Source organism: Candidatus Eisenbacteria bacterium, from assembly GCA_020847735.1.
In the GTDB taxonomy this organism is placed as follows: domain Bacteria; phylum Eisenbacteria; class RBG-16-71-46; order RBG-16-71-46; family RBG-16-71-46; genus CAIXRL01.
Window position 1 is genome coordinate 155691 of sequence record JADLBL010000001.1, and the last position, 16372, is coordinate 172062.

At 69.0% G+C, this 16372-nt stretch carries 15 protein-coding genes; all 15 read left to right on the plus strand.

The window, feature by feature from the left end; genetic code table 11:
* Positions 1-72 precede the first annotated feature (72 nt).
* The 15 genes from IT347_00740 to gcvH all read left to right on the plus strand — a co-directional run bounded on the left by IT347_00740 (position 73) and on the right by gcvH (position 16343).
* A complete protein-coding gene (locus IT347_00740; protein ID MCC6348104.1) occupies positions 73-813 on the plus strand; it encodes a MotA/TolQ/ExbB proton channel family protein in 741 nt (246 codons plus the stop codon).
* Between the two features lie 18 nt (positions 814-831).
* Positions 832-1335 (plus strand): biopolymer transporter ExbD, encoded by a 504-nt coding sequence (locus tag IT347_00745; protein ID MCC6348105.1) that lies wholly within the window; start codon positions 832-834, stop codon positions 1333-1335.
* A 27-nt stretch (positions 1336-1362) separates the two neighbouring features.
* Entirely contained in the window at positions 1363-1863 is a 501-nt protein-coding gene (locus IT347_00750; protein ID MCC6348106.1) for a biopolymer transporter ExbD, read from the plus strand.
* A complete protein-coding gene (locus IT347_00755) occupies positions 1860-2576 on the plus strand; it encodes a TonB family protein (protein ID MCC6348107.1) in 717 nt (238 codons plus the stop codon). Before IT347_00750 ends, IT347_00755 begins: the two co-directional genes overlap by 4 nt.
* 261 nt (positions 2577-2837) lie before the next feature.
* On the plus strand, positions 2838-3596 hold the full coding sequence (locus IT347_00760; GenBank protein ID MCC6348108.1) for a hypothetical protein: 759 nt from the start codon (positions 2838-2840) through the stop codon (positions 3594-3596).
* 105 nt (positions 3597-3701) lie between these two features.
* The gene (locus IT347_00765; GenBank protein MCC6348109.1) at positions 3702-4985 is read left to right on the plus strand and encodes a TolC family protein; all 1284 of its coding nucleotides are present in this window, start codon (positions 3702-3704) and stop codon (positions 4983-4985) included.
* Between the two features lie 22 nt (positions 4986-5007).
* Positions 5008-6291, plus strand: coding sequence for an efflux RND transporter periplasmic adaptor subunit (locus tag IT347_00770; GenBank protein ID MCC6348110.1), 1284 nt, complete (start codon positions 5008-5010; stop codon positions 6289-6291).
* Between the two features lie 10 nt (positions 6292-6301).
* Entirely contained in the window at positions 6302-7021 is a 720-nt protein-coding gene (locus IT347_00775) for an ABC transporter ATP-binding protein (protein MCC6348111.1), read from the plus strand.
* Positions 7018-8235, plus strand: coding sequence for an ABC transporter permease (locus IT347_00780; GenBank protein MCC6348112.1), 1218 nt, complete (start codon positions 7018-7020; stop codon positions 8233-8235). Before IT347_00775 ends, IT347_00780 begins: the two co-directional genes overlap by 4 nt.
* Positions 8236-8239: 4 nt before the next feature.
* Positions 8240-9511, plus strand: a complete 1272-nt coding sequence (locus IT347_00785) for an ABC transporter permease (GenBank protein MCC6348113.1) — start codon at positions 8240-8242, stop codon at positions 9509-9511.
* 62 nt (positions 9512-9573) lie between these two features.
* The gene (gene uvrA / locus IT347_00790; protein ID MCC6348114.1) at positions 9574-12435 is read left to right on the plus strand and encodes an excinuclease ABC subunit UvrA; all 2862 of its coding nucleotides are present in this window, start codon (positions 9574-9576) and stop codon (positions 12433-12435) included.
* A gap of 50 nt (positions 12436-12485) precedes the next feature.
* On the plus strand, positions 12486-13529 hold the full coding sequence (tdh, locus tag IT347_00795) for an L-threonine 3-dehydrogenase (GenBank protein ID MCC6348115.1): 1044 nt from the start codon (positions 12486-12488) through the stop codon (positions 13527-13529).
* Between the two features lie 11 nt (positions 13530-13540).
* Complete coding sequence (kbl, locus tag IT347_00800) at positions 13541-14749, plus strand: glycine C-acetyltransferase (GenBank protein ID MCC6348116.1); 1209 nt, start codon at positions 13541-13543, stop codon at positions 14747-14749.
* A gap of 93 nt (positions 14750-14842) precedes the next feature.
* Positions 14843-15934, plus strand: coding sequence for a glycine cleavage system aminomethyltransferase GcvT (gene gcvT / locus IT347_00805; protein MCC6348117.1), 1092 nt, complete (start codon positions 14843-14845; stop codon positions 15932-15934).
* 19 nt (positions 15935-15953) lie between these two features.
* Positions 15954-16343 (plus strand): glycine cleavage system protein GcvH, encoded by a 390-nt coding sequence (gcvH, locus tag IT347_00810; GenBank protein MCC6348118.1) that lies wholly within the window; start codon positions 15954-15956, stop codon positions 16341-16343.
* Positions 16344-16372 lie beyond the last annotated feature (29 nt).

Sequence of the window (16372 nt, forward strand, 5' to 3'; positions counted from 1 at the left end):
ATCCGCTGAACAGCAACCGCCACCGAGCCGCGCAACGACGCCGCGCGGTGGCGATGGAGGAAAGACAGCGCAATGGCCAGATTCCTTGTCCCAGTCTATTTCGTCCTCGCGACCGCGGTTTCGTTCTTCGCCTGGTGGAACCTTCCGGCGCTCGGCGAGCTCGGCAAGCAGATGCGGGAGGCCGGCCCGCTGGTGGCCATGCTGATCCTGCTGCTGATCCTCCAGGTGACGTTCGTGCTCGAGCGGACCTGGAGCCTCAACAAGGCCAAGGGCCGCGGATCGCTGCCCGACTTCCTCAACAACGTTCGCAAGAAGATCCACACCGGCGACGTGGACGGTGCGATCCAACTGTGCGGCCAGCAGCGGGGCTCGGCGGCGAACGTCATGCGCGCCGGACTCGAGCGCTACCTGATGCTCCGCAGGGAAGGAGCCCCGAAGGACAAGATCGTGGCCGAGACGCAGGCGGCGATCCAGGAGGCCAACGGCCTCGAGGTGCCGCTGCTCGAGCGGAACCTGATCGCGCTCTCGACGATCGCCTCCATCGGCACGATGGTCGGCCTGCTCGGAACGGTCATCGGCATGATCCGTTCGTTCGCCGCCCTCGGCAACACCGGCGCGGTGGACGCTTCCAAGCTCGCCGTCGGCATCTCCGAGGCGCTCGTGAACACGGCCGGCGGCCTGATCGTCGCCATTCTCGGCATCGTCATGTACAACGTCTTCGTCACGCGCGTGGACGGCTTCAACTACATGATGGACGAGGCCTCGTACGAGGCGGTGCAGCTGCTCGCGGCCACCGCCAGCGACAAGAAGTAGCCGGGGGAGGACGAGCCCATGCTCAAGAAGATGCGCCGCATCGGCATCTCCATCGACATGACGCCGATGGTCGATGTGGCGTTCCTCCTGCTGATCTTCTTCATGACGACCACGCAGTTCCGCCCGCCGGAGAAGGACAAGATCGATCTGCCGGACTCGAACTCCGAGGCCAAGGCGCCCGAGTCCGACGTCATCACCATCTCGGTGACGGCGCCCAAGGCGGCGAACAACAACATGTCCGTGGTGCGCGTCGAGTACCGGCAGGGTGGGCAGGACGTCGAGCGGATCCTCGAGCCGCAGGACGTCAAGGCCAACCTCGGTCCGACGCTCAGCACCGCGCGTGCCGCGAACCCCCGGGCCCGGGTCCTCGTCAAGATGGACAAGGACGCCCAGTTCGGGGTGATGGCCGACATGATGGGCGCGTTCCAGGAATCCAACGCGACCCGTTTCAACGTGCAGACCAACCTTGCGCAGGGCGGCGGTCTCTTCAAGCGGCAGGGCGCGCCCCCGGCGAAGCACTGACGCCGGACACGTCGGAGGATTTGAACGATGGGTGCAGTCGACGCCCCACAACCCAGGGAAAAGAAGGGCAAGGCCAAGGGTTTCCATCGCCCGAAGCGCCGTGTCGGCATTCGCATCGACATGACGCCGATGGTGGACGTGGCCTTCCTCCTGCTGATTTTCTTCATGGTCACGACGGTGTTCCGCAAGCCGCAGGCGCTGGAAATCAACCTGCCGCCGGACAACGACACGCCGGCGCAGATCGCCGAGTCGAAGATCCTGCAGCTGCGGGTGCTGTCCGACAATCGCATCTACTGGAAGCGCGGCCCGAAGGAAGACCCGTGGTCGCGGACGACGCCGGAAGGCATGAAGGACGTGCTCAAGCCGTTCGTGGGCAACAAGGACCTCGTCGTGCTGATCAAGATTGACCGCGAGGCGCGGTTCGACAACATGGTGACGATCATCGACCAGCTCGACATCGCGAAGCTCGGACGCTTCTCGATCCTCGAGCTGCCGCCGAACGAGAAAGCCGAGGTGGAGAAGCTGTGAGCGCACGCAAGATCGCACTCTACGACTTCATGCCCTACGGAGCCCCGGAGCTCCTCGAGGTCGCGCAGACCTATCTGACGCGCGCCCTGACCGTGGCGATGGCCGGGCTCGCGGTGATCTTCGCGCTGATCCTCGCGCTCTCCTTCTGGCTCGCGAACCGGCCGAAGGAGACGAGCACGATCGTGGTGCCCTACCGTGAGCTGGCGGCGCCACCGCCCCTCACGGACGCCACGCCGCCCCCGAAGGTGCAGGTGACGACGCAGGTGGCCCCGCCCGCGGCGGCCGTTCCGGTGCCGGTCCCCGACGCCGAGGCGCCGCAGGAGCAGACGATCGCCTCGCAGGAGGAGTTGTCCGCGGCTTCGCCCGGGGTGAGCACGGAAGGCAACGGCGACATCGTCGTGGCTCCGCCGGAGGACGAACTGCCGCAGTTCGGCCAGTACGTCTACGTCGAAGAACTGCCGGAAGCCGTGACGCGGGTCGCGCCCCAATATCCGGACATCGCCCGTGAGGCGGGAGTGGACGGTACCGTGCTGGTGCAGGCGCTCGTCGGCAAGGACGGCAAGGTCAAGGACGTGCGGGTCCAGAAGTCCATCCCCATGCTCGACGCCTCGGCGATCGCGGCGGTCAAGCAGTGGGTCTTCAAGCCCGCGCTGTCCAACAACAAGCCCGTCGCGGTCTGGGTGGCGGTGCCGGTGAAGTTCAGCCTGCACTGACTTTCCACCCACGCGGTCGAGTTCGCGGGAGTCGGGCGCAGGAAGCCGTCGAGCTTCCCGCGCCCATTCCGTTTTCCGGGCGGACCGGGCCCGCGCGATGCACCGCGTCCCGGGCCTCCGACCGGGGCTGCCGCGAGTTCCAACCGCGCCCGGAGCGGGGTTTTCCGCGCCTGTCGCGGGCGCGTTTGACCCGCTCCAGCGGGCTGCCTAACGTGCGGGTCCCCGTCTCCCGGCGCCCCCTCTTTCCCGCAGGAGCTTCGCATGTCGCTGCCGCCCGTGGTGCCCGCAGAGGCCGCCGCGCCATCCCGGCCGATTTCGCCGCTGGCGCGCGCCCTCGCGATCTTCGCCAACCCGGGCGGCGCCTGGGGTGGTCTCGAGGAACGCTCCCGGTGGTGGATTCCGGTGCTCGTGATCGCGCTGATCAACATCGTGGTGATGCTGCCGCTGTACCAGCGCGCCTACCTGCCCATGTACTTCGATCAGCTCGACTCGCAGCTGGCGTCGGGGGCGATCGACGCGGCGCAGGCGGCGCAGGCCGAGAAGATCATGCAGTGGCCGGGAATGGGCCCGATCGTCGCGGGGGTCACCGGACTCATAAGCGTCCTCTTGACGCTCCTCATGGCCCTCGCCGCGTGGTTCGGTGTCGGGTTCCTGCTGGGCGCGAAATTCCGCTACCGCCTGGCGCTCGAAGTGACGGCCTGGTCCGGGCTCGTCTGGATACCGCAGCACATCGCTTTCTTCCTGATGGCGTGGTCGCAGGAAACGATGAAGGGGATCCATTTCGGCCTCGCGGCATTCCTCCCCGCCATGGATCCGCCTTCGAAGCTGCACGCCGCGGCCAGCGTCCTGCTGGACACCGTCGGCCCGTTCAACATCTGGTTCCTGGTGGTGGCGGTGCTCGGCGCCTCGGCGCTCAGCGGCGCCCCGCGACGCAGCGTGGCCTGGGTGCTGGTCGGCCTCGCGGTCGTGATCGCCGTGATCATCGCCCTGATCACGGGCTGGTCCACTCCGGCAATCTGACGGCCGGGACCGCAACCCGGTCGGGCCCATCCCCGTAGTCAGCGCGCGCCGTGACGGTTCGCGGCGCCTCACCGTATCAGCAGCACGAGAGGAGTGGAATTCCGGATGCGCCGAGTCTTCCTGACCCTGATTGCCCTGTCCGCCGCAACGACCCTTCCGGCTTCCGCGGAACCCCTGACCGCCGAGGGCGCGGTGCGGATCGCGCTTCAGCACAGCCCCGCCCTGGTGCAGGCCAGTGCCGCCGTGGATGGCGCTTCGGCCGGACTGTGGGGAGCGTATTCCGGCGTGTTGCCTCGCATTTCCGGTGCGGCCAGCCGCTCCGGCAGCGCCACCGACCCGCCCTACGTCTACTCGCACGGCAACAGTGGCGGGATCTCGGGGAGCTGGTCGGTCCTGAGCCTCTCGAACTGGGCGTCGCTCGCCGGCGCAAGAGCCGGCATGAGCGCCGCTCGGCTGGACCGCGCGGCGGCCCGTGCCGACGTCATCCTCGGCACCAAGAGCCAGTTCTACGAGGTCGTCAAGGCGATGCACCTCGCGCGCGTTTCGGGGCAGGCGCTGCGCCTCTCGCGCGACGACGAACGCCGCGTGCGCGCGCTCTTCGAGGTGGGTTCGGTTTCGAAGAGCGACCTGCTCCAGGCGCAGGTGCGCACCTCGCAGTCCGAGCTGGATTCGCTGCTCGCCGACCACGCGGTGTTCGCGCAGCGGATCACGCTCGCCCGGCAGCTGGGGGTCAGCGAGGAGAGCCTCGGCGAGGTGGACTCGACGCTGACGGCCACGGCGATGGCCGTGGACGCCGCGGCCGTGCTGGCCGACGCGCGGTCGCTGCGGCCCGACGTCCGCGCCGCGCAGGCGGGGCTTCGCTCCGCCGAGTTCGGGATGCGCGCCGCGCAGCTCGCACGGCTGCCCGAGCTGTCTGCGGACGCCAGCTGGTCGGCGAGCCACCCGGGCGTGCCGGCGGCGGACCTCTCCTCGCCCGGCTCGTTCATCGAGCGGGACTGGTCCCACACCAAGCGCGGCACGGTCTCCCTTTCCATGCCGCTGTTCGACCTCGGCGTCGAGTCCGGTGTCGCGCGCGCGCGCTCGAGCCTTCGCTCGGCCCGCGAGAGCCGGGACGCGGTCCTGCGCAATCTCGACGGCGAGGTGCGCCAGGTGCTGCTGCTGTACCGCGAGGCCACCGAGCGGGAGGCGCTCGCCAGGCGCACCATCGAGTCGGCGAGCGAGAACCTCAACCTCATCCAGCAGAAGTACAACGTCGGTTCGGCGACGATTCTGGACCTGATCGCCTCGCAGGTGCAGTACCAGGGCGCCCAGAACGATCTCGTCACCGCGCTGGCCGCGATGCGCGTGGCGGAGGCCTCGATCGATCGCGTTCGCGGCCGCAGCGAATGACCCGAAAGGAATCCGTTTCCTCATGAAGAAGCAGGCGTGGATCTGGATCGTTCTCGGCCTCGTCGTGTTCGGCGGCCTCCTGGTGGCAAACTCCGCGAACATCTCGCGGGGCAAGGTCGAGGCGGTGCAGATGGCGCTGGTGCGCCGCGAGGACATCACGGCACGCGTGCGCGCTCCCGGCAAGATCGAGGCGAAGACCCGGGTGCAGGTGAGCGCCGACATCATGGGCCGCATCGTGCGACTGCTCGTCAAGGAGGGCGACCGGGTCCGGCGCGGGCAGCTCATGCTGCAGCTCGACGACACGCAGTACCGCAGCGCCTTCGCGCAGGCGCGCGCCAGCTACGCCTCGGCTCAGGCGCGACTGCGCGAGGCGCAGACCACCCTGCGCATCAACGAGTCGAACTTCGCGCGCCAGCGCACGCTGTACGACCAGAAGCTCCTGTCGCAGGCCGAGTGGGAACAGGCCCAGAGCGCCAACGAGAGCGCTCGCGTCGCCTCGGCGACCGCCACGGAGGACGCAGCGCGGGCGAAGGCGGCGCTCGACGCGGCCGCCGACAACCTGTCCAAGACGAGCTTCAAGGCGCCGTTCGACGGGGTGGTGAGCGCGCTGAACGTCGAGCAGGGCGAGAACGTGATCATGGGAACCATGAACAACGTCGGCACGCAGATCCTCACGGTCTCCGACCTCTCCCGGATGCTGGTGCGGGCGGACGTGGACGAAACCGACATCGTGGACCTCAAGCTCGGCCAGAAGGTCCGGATCTCCGTGGACGCCGTGCCCGACACGACGTTCGCCGGGACGGTGACCGAGATCGGCAACACCGCGAAACGCTCGATCACCTCGACGGTCGAAGGGCAGACCGACTTCGAGGTCAAGGTGGTCTTCGACGACAATGTGCCGCAGGTGCGCCCGGGCATGACGGCGGACGTGAACATTGACACCGGGACGCACGCCCACACCCTCGCCGTTCCGATCCAGGCCGTGGTCGTCCGCACACAACGCGAGCTCGACCGCGCCGCGAAGAAGCCGGACGAGCGCGCGAAGCGCCGTCCGCGCAGCGTGGTCAGCGCCGAGGACGACACCGTCGGCAAGCGGGACGCGGAGATCACCGGGGTGTTCGTGGCGAAGGACGGCGTCGTGCGATTCCTTCCCGTGCGGACCGGCCTGGCGAGCGAGACGATGATCGAGGTCTTCGGTGACCTCAAGGAAGGCGACGCGGTGGTTTCGGGCCCGTACAAGGCGCTCCGCGACCTCAAGCCCGGAAGCAAGGTCAAGCGGGAATCCGCCGGCAAGGAGAAGAAGTGAGGACCCGATGCTGATCCAGATCCACAACCTGCACCGCACCTATCAGGTGGGTGACCAGGAAGTGCGCGCCCTCGACGGAGTGGACCTCGAGATCGCTCAGAACGAATACGTCGCGATCATGGGGCCCTCCGGCTCGGGCAAGTCCACGCTCATGAACATCCTCGGCTGCCTGGACACGCCGACGAGCGGATCCTACCGGCTCAAGGATCAGGAGATCGGCAAGCTCACCGACGACGAGCTCGCCCGCATCCGCAATCAGGAAATCGGGTTCGTATTCCAGACGTTCAACCTGCTCGCGCGCGCCGACGCGCTGCACAACGTCGAGCTTCCGCTCGTGTACGCGGGGATCAAGCACGAGGAGCGCCGCCAGAGGGCGCGCGAGAGCCTGACGATGGTGGGCCTCGCGGACCGCATGAAGCACAAGCCGAACGAGCTGTCGGGCGGCCAGCGCCAGCGCGTCGCCATCGCCCGAGCCCTCGTCAACCGGCCCAGCATCATCCTCGCCGACGAGCCGACGGGAAATCTCGATTCGCGCACCGGCGAGGAGATCATGCTCGCCTTCGAACGCATCTGGCGGGAGGGCAACACGGTGATCCTCGTGACCCACGAGCCCGACATCGCCGAGCATGCGCGCCGTATCGTGCGCATGAAGGACGGGCGGATCGAGAGCGACCAGCGGAACCCGAATCCGCGTTCGGCGGTGGCCGCGGGGGCCGCGGGTTCGGAATGAATCCGCGCGAGAGCATCGGCATCGCTCTCGGCGGGGTTCGTGCGAACAAGCTTCGGTCCGTTCTCACCCTGCTCGGGACCATCATCGGCGTCGCGTCGGTGATCGCGGTCCTTTCCTTCGTCGAGGGGCTCAACCGGTTCGTGACCGACAAGCTGCTGAACGCGGGCGCGAACGTGTTCGTGGTGGACAAGTTCGGCTTCATCACCAGCCGCGAACAGTTCGACGAGGCGGTCAAGCGGCCGGACGTGACGCTCGCCGACGCCGACGCGCTGCGCGACGGCGTCACCCACGCGACGATGGTCGTTCCGCAGGCGGGGGCCTCGGTGCCGCTGCGCTTTCGCAATCGGACGCTGAAGGCGGTGACCCTCAACGGCCGGGGTGCGGGCTACGACGTGGTGGACGACCTGACGATCGACGACGGCCGGCACCTTTCGGAGTTCGACGACGCCGGGCGTTCGGCGGTATGCGTGATCGGCCCCGAAGTGGCGGACGAGCTGTTCGGCTCTCTGCCCGCGCTCGGACGCTTCATCCGTGTCGGCGAGTACGAGTTCCAAGTCGTCGGGGTGACGAAGGCGAAGGGCAAGGTCTTCGGCCAGTCCCAGGATCGTTTCGTCACCGTGCCGATCCGCACGTTCCTGAAGTACTGGATGGAGCGGGGCTCGCTCTCGATCGCGCTCAAGAGCGTGGATCAGGCCTCCCTCCCGGTGGCGGAGCAGGAGGCACGCAACATCCTGCGCGGCCGGCGCCACCAGCGGCCCGGACAGCCGGACGCGTTCGGAATCACGAACTCCGAGACCTGGATGACGCTGTACCGCACGGTGACCGGGGGCATCTTCGTTCTGACGATCGGCATCGCCGCCATCTCGCTGCTCGTCGGCGGTATCATGATCATGAACATCATGCTGGTGTCGGTCACCGAACGGACGAGGGAGATCGGCATTCGCAAGGCGCTCGGCGCCCGGCGGCGCGACATCCTCATGCAGTTCCTCGTCGAGGCCACGACGCTGTCGCTGTCGGGTGGAATCCTCGGAATCCTGTTCGGAGGCGGATTGGCCCTGCTGGTCGGCGCGCTCTCGCCCCTGCCGGCCGAGGTGAGCCTGCCGGCCGTCGTGCTCGGGATCGTCGTGAGCTCGGGCGTCGGCGTGTTCTTCGGCTCCTACCCGGCCTTCCGCGCCGCGCGCCTCGATCCGATCGAAGCGCTGCGCTACGAGTAGCGGCGTGGGCCCCCTTCACCTGATCCGCGAGACCCTGGCGATGGCGCGCACGGCGCTGGTCGCGAACCGGCTGCGCTCGGTGCTGGCGCTGCTCGGCATCGTGATCGGGGTGGGCACGGTGATCGGGATGGTGTCGCTCAGCAACGGCTTTCAACGCTCGTTCCAGCGCAGCATCCAGTCGTTCGGCAACAACACGATCTACATCCGCCGCATCCGGCCCGGCATCAGCTTCTCGGACGGCGTGCCGGACAGCCTCAAGCAGCGGAAGGCGTTCACCATGGAGGACGCGCGAGCGATCCTCGCGCAGGCGCCGGCGGTGAGGGCGATCGCGCCGTTCAAGTGGCCGTACGACGACCTGACGCTCAGTCATCGCGGACGCAACACGCGCTCGGGATTCGTGTTCGGGACCAACGAGGCCTACCTGCTCACGCACGGCTACGACCTCGCCCGGGGCCGATTCTTCACGCAGGAGGAAGTGGGCCGGAACGCGAACGTGGTCATCCTGGGCAAGGACACGCGGGAGGCCCTGTTCGGCACGGCCGGCGGGGTCGGTCGGACGATCCGCCTCGGAGGCATCCCGTTCACGGTCATCGGGGAGTTCGAGGTCAAGGGCAAGTTCCTCGGAGAGAACTTCGACGAGGTGGCGTGCATTCCGTACACGACCGTGGACAAGTACTGGGCGGCGCCGGCCGACGCGCCTCCCTGGGTTCCGAGGAAGGGCGAGCTGTTCCTCGACGCGATCGCCGTGTCGCCCGACCAGAGCGAGGAGGCGATGCGCGAGATCGCCGAAATCCTCCGGGTCCGCCGGCACGTGCCGAGCAACCGGCTGAACGACTTCGTGGTGTTCAGCGACGACGCGTTTCTCTCGCTCTACAACACCGTCATGGGCGCCATCACCGGTTTCATGCTGCTGATCGCCTCCATCTCGCTGCTGGTCGGAGGCATCGGCGTCATGAACATCATGCTGGTGGCCGTCACCGAGCGCACGCGCGAGATCGGCGTGCGCAAGGCGCTCGGGGCGCCGAGAAGGGCCATCCTGATGCAGTTCCTGGTCGAGTCGGTCCTGCTGACCGCGGCCGGGGGTGCGCTCGGGGTGCTCCTGGGAGCCTCGATCTCCTGGCTGGTCCGTGCGGTGAGCCCGCTGCCGACGTTCGTCTCCCCCTGGTCGGTGGTCGTGGGCCTGCTGTTCTCCGCCGCGGTGGGGGTGTTCTTCGGCCTCTATCCGGCGCTGCGGGCCTCCCGCCTCGATCCGGTCGACTCCCTCCGCTACGAGTAGCTCCGAGCCGGGCCGGGCGGGCGGCAGGCTGGTATAGTCGCGCGCCCATGACACCGCACCCGATGCCCGCCCCGGTCGAGCCGCCGCCCGATTCGCCCGTCCCTGCGCTCACCGACATCGTGATTCGGGGCGCGCGTGAACACAATCTCCGCAACCTCACCCTGCGGCTGCCGCGGCAGAGCCTCGTGGTGATCACCGGCGTCTCCGGCTCGGGCAAGTCCTCGCTGGCGTTCGACACGCTGTACGCCGAAGGCCAGCGGCGCTACGTGGAATCGCTCTCCGCGTACGCGCGCCAGTTCCTGGGGCAGATGGAGAAGCCCGACGTGGACGCGATCGAGGGGCTTTCCCCGGCGATCGCCATCGAGCAGAAGGGCGCCGGTTCCAATCCCCGCTCAACAGTCGCGACCATCACCGAGATCTACGACTACCTGCGCCTGCTCTTTTCGCGGGTGGGAGCGAGACACTGTCCCAACTGCGGCACGCCGCTGGCGCGGCGCAGCGTGCAGCAGATGACCGACCAGTTGCTCGAATCGCTCGCCGGTCGCCGGATCGCTCTGCTCGCGCCCGTGGTGCGCGGACGCAAGGGCGAGTACCGCAAGGAACTCGAGGCGTGGGCCCGCCAGGGCTACCTGCGCGCGCGAATCGACGGTGCGTGGTGCGAGCTCGAGGACCCGCCCCGTCTCGCCCGGCACCGGCGCCACGACATCGAGATCGTGGTGGACCGGCTCACCGTCGCGGCGGAACAGCGCGGACGGCTGACCGAATCGCTCGAGTCGGCGGTACAGCTCGGCGCCGGCCTCGTCACCGTCGCCCGCGAGGGCGCGGAGGACCAGCCGCTCAGCATCGGCGCGACGTGCCCGCGATGCGCGACGGCCATCGAGGACCTCGAGCCCCGGCATTTTTCGTTCAACTCGCCGTACGGCGCGTGCAAGGGTTGCGACGGGCTCGGCACGCTGCTGCGGGTGGATCCGGCCCGCGTGGTGCCGGACGACACGAAGAGCCTGGCCGACGGCGCGATCGATTCGATGGGCGATGCCGGCGGCACCTGGACCGCCGGCACGCTTTCGGGGCTCGCCCGCGCCTTCGACTTCTCGCTCAAGACGCCGTGGAAGAAGCTGCCGGCGCGCATCCGGAAACTGGTGCTGTACGGCGCGGGCGACGAGGAGGTGCGTTTCGAGTACCGCTCGAAGAAGGGCAGCGCGTTCATTCACCGCGCGAAGTGGCGGGGGGTGATCCCCGACCTGGAACGACGCTACCGCCAGACCTCGAGCGAGTCGGCGCGCCGTTCCATCGCCGAGCGCATGAATCCCACGTCGTGCCCCGAGTGCGGCGGGCGGCGCCTGCAGAAGGCCTCGCTGGCGGTGACCGTCGGTGGTCGCGGAATCGCCGACTGGACGGCCCTGTCGGTCGCGGCCGCGCGCGACGGCATGGCGGCGCTTCGCTTCAGCGGGGGTGAGGCGACGATCACCGCCCCGATCCTCAAGGAGGTGGTGGGTCGGCTCGGCTTCCTCGAGGACGTCGGGCTCGGCTACCTGACCCTGGACCGTTCCGCGGGGACCCTCGCGGGAGGGGAGGCGCAGCGCATCCGGCTCGCGACGCAGATCGGCTCGCAGCTCACCGGCGTGCTCTACGTGCTCGACGAACCTTCGATCGGGCTGCACCACCGCGACAATCAGAAACTGCTCGCGACCCTCCAGCGCCTGCGGGACCTGGGCAACACGGTCGTGGTCGTCGAGCACGACGAGGACACGATGCAGGCCGCGGACTGGATCGTGGACCTGGGGCCCGGCGCCGGCCGCCACGGCGGCGGCCTGGTCGCGGAGGGCACCCCCGTCGAGATCCGCGCGAACGCGGGCTCGCTGACGGGGCAGTATCTCGCCGGCGGTCGCCGCATCGCGACGCCGGCCTCGCGGCGCCCCGGCTCGGGCCGGGTGCTGGCCGTGCGCGGCGCGCGCGAGCACAACCTGAAGGACGTGGACGTCGAGATTCCCCTCGGCACCTTCACGTGCGTGACCGGGGTCTCGGGTTCGGGCAAGAGCACGCTCGTGAACGACATCCTTCTCGCGGCGCTGGCCCGCGAACTCGGCGCGGGCGCCGCGCGCCCGGGTGCGTACCGGAGGCTCGACGGCGCGGGCGAGGTGGACAAGGTCGTGGCCATCGACCAGAGCCCGATCGGGCGCACGCCGCGCTCCAACCCGGCGACGTACACCGGCGCCTTCACGCTGATCCGCGACCTGTTCGCCCAGCTGCCGGAGGCGAAGGTTCGCGGGTACGCGCCCGGGCGTTTCTCGTTCAACGTCAAAGGCGGCCGCTGCGAGGCCTGCGAAGGGGACGGATCGCGGCGGATCGAGATGCATTTCCTGCCCGACGTGTTCGTGCGCTGCGACGTCTGCCACGGGCGGCGCTACAACCGCGACACGCTCGAGGTGCTCTACCGCGGCCGCTCGATCGCCGACGTGCTCGAGATGACCGTCGAGGAGGCGCTCGAGTTCCTCGGCGCCGTCCCGGCCCTGAAGCGAAAACTCGACACGCTCGTCGGTGTCGGGCTCGGCTATATTCACCTCGGTCAGTCCGCGACCACGCTCTCGGGCGGCGAAGCGCAGCGCGTCAAGCTGGCGACCGAGCTCTCGCGCGTGGCGACCGGACGCACGCTCTACGTCCTCGACGAGCCCACCACCGGGCTCCACTTCGAGGACGTGCGCGTGCTGCTGGACGTTCTGCAGGCGCTCGTCGAACGCGGCAACACGGTGCTCGTGATCGAGCACCACCTCGACGTCGTCAAGTGCGCGGATTGGATCGTGGATCTGGGACCCGAAGGCGGCGACGCCGGTGGCACGGTCGTGGCCGCCGGAACCCCCGAGGCGGTGGCGCGCGCCCGGGGGTCGCACACGGGATCGGCGCTGCGCGAGGTGCTTTCGAGATGACCACCACCGCGACGGCGGAAAAGGTTCGAACGTCCACGCGGGCCCGGACCATGCGGGCGATCGTCAAGGCCTCCGCGGCCCCGGGCGTCGAGATTCGCGAGGTGCCGGTGCCGGCCGCCGGACCCGGCGAGGTCCTGCTGAAGGTCAAACGCGCCGGAGTGTGCGGCACCGACCTGCACATCTGGAACTGGGACCGCTGGTCGCAGGGCCGCGTGCGGCCGCCGGTGACGCTCGGCCACGAGTTCGTCGGCGAGGTGGTCGAACTCGGCGAGGGCGTGGACCACGTCACGCCCGGCGAACTGGTGTCGGCCGAGAGCCACGTGATCTGCCACACGTGCACGGCGTGCCGGAACAACCTCGGGCACGTGTGCGAGAACACCCGGATCCTCGGCGTGGATCTCAACGGCGGGTTCACCGAGTACGTGGCGATCCCGGCCGTGAACGCCTGGCGCGTTCCGCCGGGCGTGCCGCTCGAGGTCGCGGCGATCCTGGAGCCGACGGGCAACGCGGTGCACACGGCGTTCTCCGGCCCGCTTTCGGGCTGCAACATCGGCGTGACCGGCTGCGGACCGATCGGCCTGTTCGCGATCGGCATCGCGCGCGCCGCCGGCGCCTCGCGGGTGATCGCCTCGGACGTTTCGGCCTACCGGCTCGAGCTGGCGCGCCGGATGCACGCCGACGCGGTGATCGACGTTTCGAAGGAGAACTTCGTCGAACGGGTGAAGGAAGTGACGCACGGACGCGGGCTCGACGGCGTGCTCGAGATGTCCGGCAACCCGCAGGCCATGCGCGACGGACTGCAGTCGCTGCGCAACGGCGGGCGGCTGTCGCTGCTCGGGCTGCCGACCGAACCCTTCGACCTGGACTGGAACCGGCTGCTGATCTTCAAGGGCGTCACGCTGCACGGCATCGTCGGGCGCCGGATGTACGAGACGTGGGACCAGCTCGACCAGCTCCTGCGATCGGGCCGGCTGGACCTTCGACCGTCCATCACGCACGTGATGGCGATGGAGCGCTTCGACGAGGCCGTCGGACTGCTGCGCGAAGGTCGCGCGGGCAAGATCGTGCTCGTTCCGTGGGGCGAGGCGGAGTAGGGGAGGCAGGCATGTTCGACTCGATGAAGGAGCCGCTCGCGCAGGAGCTGGCGAGGATCCGCGAGGCTGGCCTGTACAAGGACGAGCGGGTCATCGTATCGCCGCAGGGGCCGCAGGTGCGGCTCGAGGACGGCCGCGACGTGCTGGTGTTCTGCGCCAACAACTACCTCGGGCTCTCGAGCCACCCGAAGGTGATCGAGGCGGCGCACCGGGCGCTCGACTCGCACGGTTACGGCATGTCGTCGGTGCGCTTCATCTGCGGCACGCAGGATCTGCACAAGCTCCTCGAACGCCGGATCTCGGAGTTCCTCGGCACCGAGGACACGATCCTCTACGCGGCGTGCTTCGACGCCAACGGCGGGGTGTTCGAGCCGCTGCTGGGAGAGAACGACGCCGTGATCAGCGACGCGCTCAACCACGCCTCGATCATCGACGGGGTGCGGCTGTGCAAGGCCCGGCGCTGGCGCTTCGCGAACAACGACATGTCGGACCTCGAACGTTGCCTTCGGGAGGCCGACGCGCAGGGCTGTCCGCAGAAGCTGATCGTCACGGACGGCGTCTTCAGCATGGACGGCACGGTCGCGAACCTGAAGTCCATCGTCGAGCTCGCGGAGGCGCATCGGGCGCTGGTGATGGTGGACGAGTGCCACGCGACCGGCTTCGTGGGGCGCACCGGCCGCGGCACGCCCGAGCTGCACGGCGTGCAGGGGCGCGTGGACATCCTCACCGGCACGCTGGGCAAAGCCCTGGGTGGCGCGCTGGGCGGCTTCACCTCGGGACGTCGCGAAATCGTCGAGATGCTGCGCCAGCGTTCGCGACCCTACCTGTTCTCGAACGCCCTTCCGCCCGCGGTCGTCGGCGCCAGCATCGCCGTCTTCGAGCTGCTTTCCTCGACGACCGAGCTGCGCGACCGACTCGAATCGAACACCCTGCGATTCCGGGAAGGCATGGCCGCCGCGGGGTTCGAGATCAAGCCCGGCACGCACCCGATCGTCCCGATCATGCTGTACGACGAACGCCTCGCGCACGAGCTGGCGGCCCGGCTCCTCGAGCGGGGAATCTACGTGATCGGCTTTTCGTTTCCGGTCGTGCCGCGTGGCCAGGCACGCATTCGCGTGCAGCTCTCGGCCGCGCACACGCACGAGCAGATCGACCGGGCGATCGAGGCGTTCACGCAGGCGGGAAGGGAACTGGGCGTGCTCCGGCACGCCGCCCGCTGACCACCCGGCCGCCTTGACCCCCTCCCGGCGCCGGACCTAAGTTGCGCCGGGCCATTCGCCACAGGAGCCTTGACCGTGCCACCCGCCACGTCCCTGAAGCAGACGCCGTTCACGGAGTTCCATCGCGCCGCCGGCGCGAAGCTCGTCGAGTTCGCGGGCTTCGAGATGCCGGTCCGCTACACGGGCGACGTCCGCGAACACCTCGCGGTTCGCAACACCGCGGGCCTGTTCGACATCACGCACATGGGCGAGTTCGAGGTGCGGGGCGCCCAGGCGGGCGAGTGGCTCGACCGCATGCTCACCAACCACGTCGGTGGGATGGCGATCGGGCAGTGCCTCTACTCGCCGATGTGCCGTCCCGACGCGGGCATCGTGGATGACCTGCTCGTCTATCGTTACGCGGATCGCTTCATGCTGGTCGTGAATGCGTCGAACATGGCGAAGGACTTCGCCTGGCTCGACTCCCACCGGCCGGCCGGGATCTCGCTCGAGGACCGCTCCGCGGCGACGGCGTTGCTGGCGGTGCAGGGCCCGAAGGCCTCCGCCGTGCTGGCCGGCCACGTGCCGGCGGCGGCGCTTGATCTCGGCTTCTACCGCTTCACCGAAGGCGGAATCTTCGGCGTCCCCGCAACGGTTTCGCGGACCGGCTACACCGGCGAAGACGGCTTCGAGCTGTACTTCGAGCCCGCTCACGGAGCCGCCGTCTGGGAAGGGCTGTTGCGGGCGGGGGAGCCGCATGGACTGGAACTCGTCGGCCTGGGAGCGCGCGACACGTTGCGGCTCGAAATGGGCTACATGCTCTACGGAAACGACATTGACGACACGACCACCCCGCTCGAAGCCGGCCTGGGCTGGACCGTCAAGCTCGCCAAGGGCGAGTTCCACGGCAGCGCGGTCCTGGCGAAGCAGAAGGCGGAGGGCCTCAAGCGTCGCCTGGTCGGCTTCCAGCTCGAAGGCCGACGCGTTCCGCGTCACGGCATGAACATCGTCGCGGGCGGACGCACCGTCGGGCAGGTCACGAGCGGCACCTTCAGTCCGAGTCTCGAGCGACCCATCGGCATGGGCTACGTCGAGACGGCGCTCGCCGCCAACGGGACGGCGCTCGAGATCCAGGCCGGCAGCAGCTTGCTCGCCGCGCGGGTCACCGCGCGACCGTTCTACACCCGCGGTTCGCACCGCTCATGAAGCCGTAGGGAGGAGTCCCGTGGGATTTCCCGACGACGTTCGCTACACGAAGGAGCACGAGTGGGCCCGCGAAGAGGGCGGGCTGGTCACGGTCGGCATCACGAGCTGGGCCACCGATCAGCTCGGAGACGTGGTGTTCGTCGAGCTGCCCGAACCCGGACGGGCGCTGGAGGCCGGCAAGCCGTTCGGGGTCGTCGAAGCGGTCAAGACGGTGAGCGACCTGTTCGCTCCCCTGGCGGGCGAAGTGGTCGAGGTGAACACGTTGCTGGCGGACAACCCGGCGGTCGTGAACCAGGCGCCGTACGGCGACGGCTGGATGGTGCGGATCCGGCCCTCGGACCCGAAGGCCTTCGCGCAGCTCCTCTCGCACGACGACTACGAGAAGCTCGTCGAGGAACAGCACGCGTGACGCGCCACGGCGCGGGCGCCGGGCGGGCC

Coding starts and splice junctions, on each gene's coding strand:
- IT347_00740 (MCC6348104.1), top strand. CDS start 73: ATGGCCAGATTCCTTGTCCCAGTCTATTTCGTCCTCGCGACCGCGGTT.
- IT347_00745 (MCC6348105.1), top strand. CDS start 832: ATGCTCAAGAAGATGCGCCGCATCGGCATCTCCATCGACATGACGCCG.
- IT347_00750 (MCC6348106.1), top strand. CDS start 1,363: ATGGGTGCAGTCGACGCCCCACAACCCAGGGAAAAGAAGGGCAAGGCC.
- IT347_00760 (MCC6348108.1), top strand. CDS start 2,838: ATGTCGCTGCCGCCCGTGGTGCCCGCAGAGGCCGCCGCGCCATCCCGG.
- IT347_00765 (MCC6348109.1), top strand. CDS start 3,702: ATGCGCCGAGTCTTCCTGACCCTGATTGCCCTGTCCGCCGCAACGACC.
- IT347_00770 (MCC6348110.1), top strand. CDS start 5,008: ATGAAGAAGCAGGCGTGGATCTGGATCGTTCTCGGCCTCGTCGTGTTC.
- IT347_00780 (MCC6348112.1), top strand. CDS start 7,018: ATGAATCCGCGCGAGAGCATCGGCATCGCTCTCGGCGGGGTTCGTGCG.
- uvrA (MCC6348114.1), top strand. CDS start 9,574: ATGCCCGCCCCGGTCGAGCCGCCGCCCGATTCGCCCGTCCCTGCGCTC.
- tdh (MCC6348115.1), top strand. CDS start 12,486: ATGCGGGCGATCGTCAAGGCCTCCGCGGCCCCGGGCGTCGAGATTCGC.
- kbl (MCC6348116.1), top strand. CDS start 13,541: ATGTTCGACTCGATGAAGGAGCCGCTCGCGCAGGAGCTGGCGAGGATC.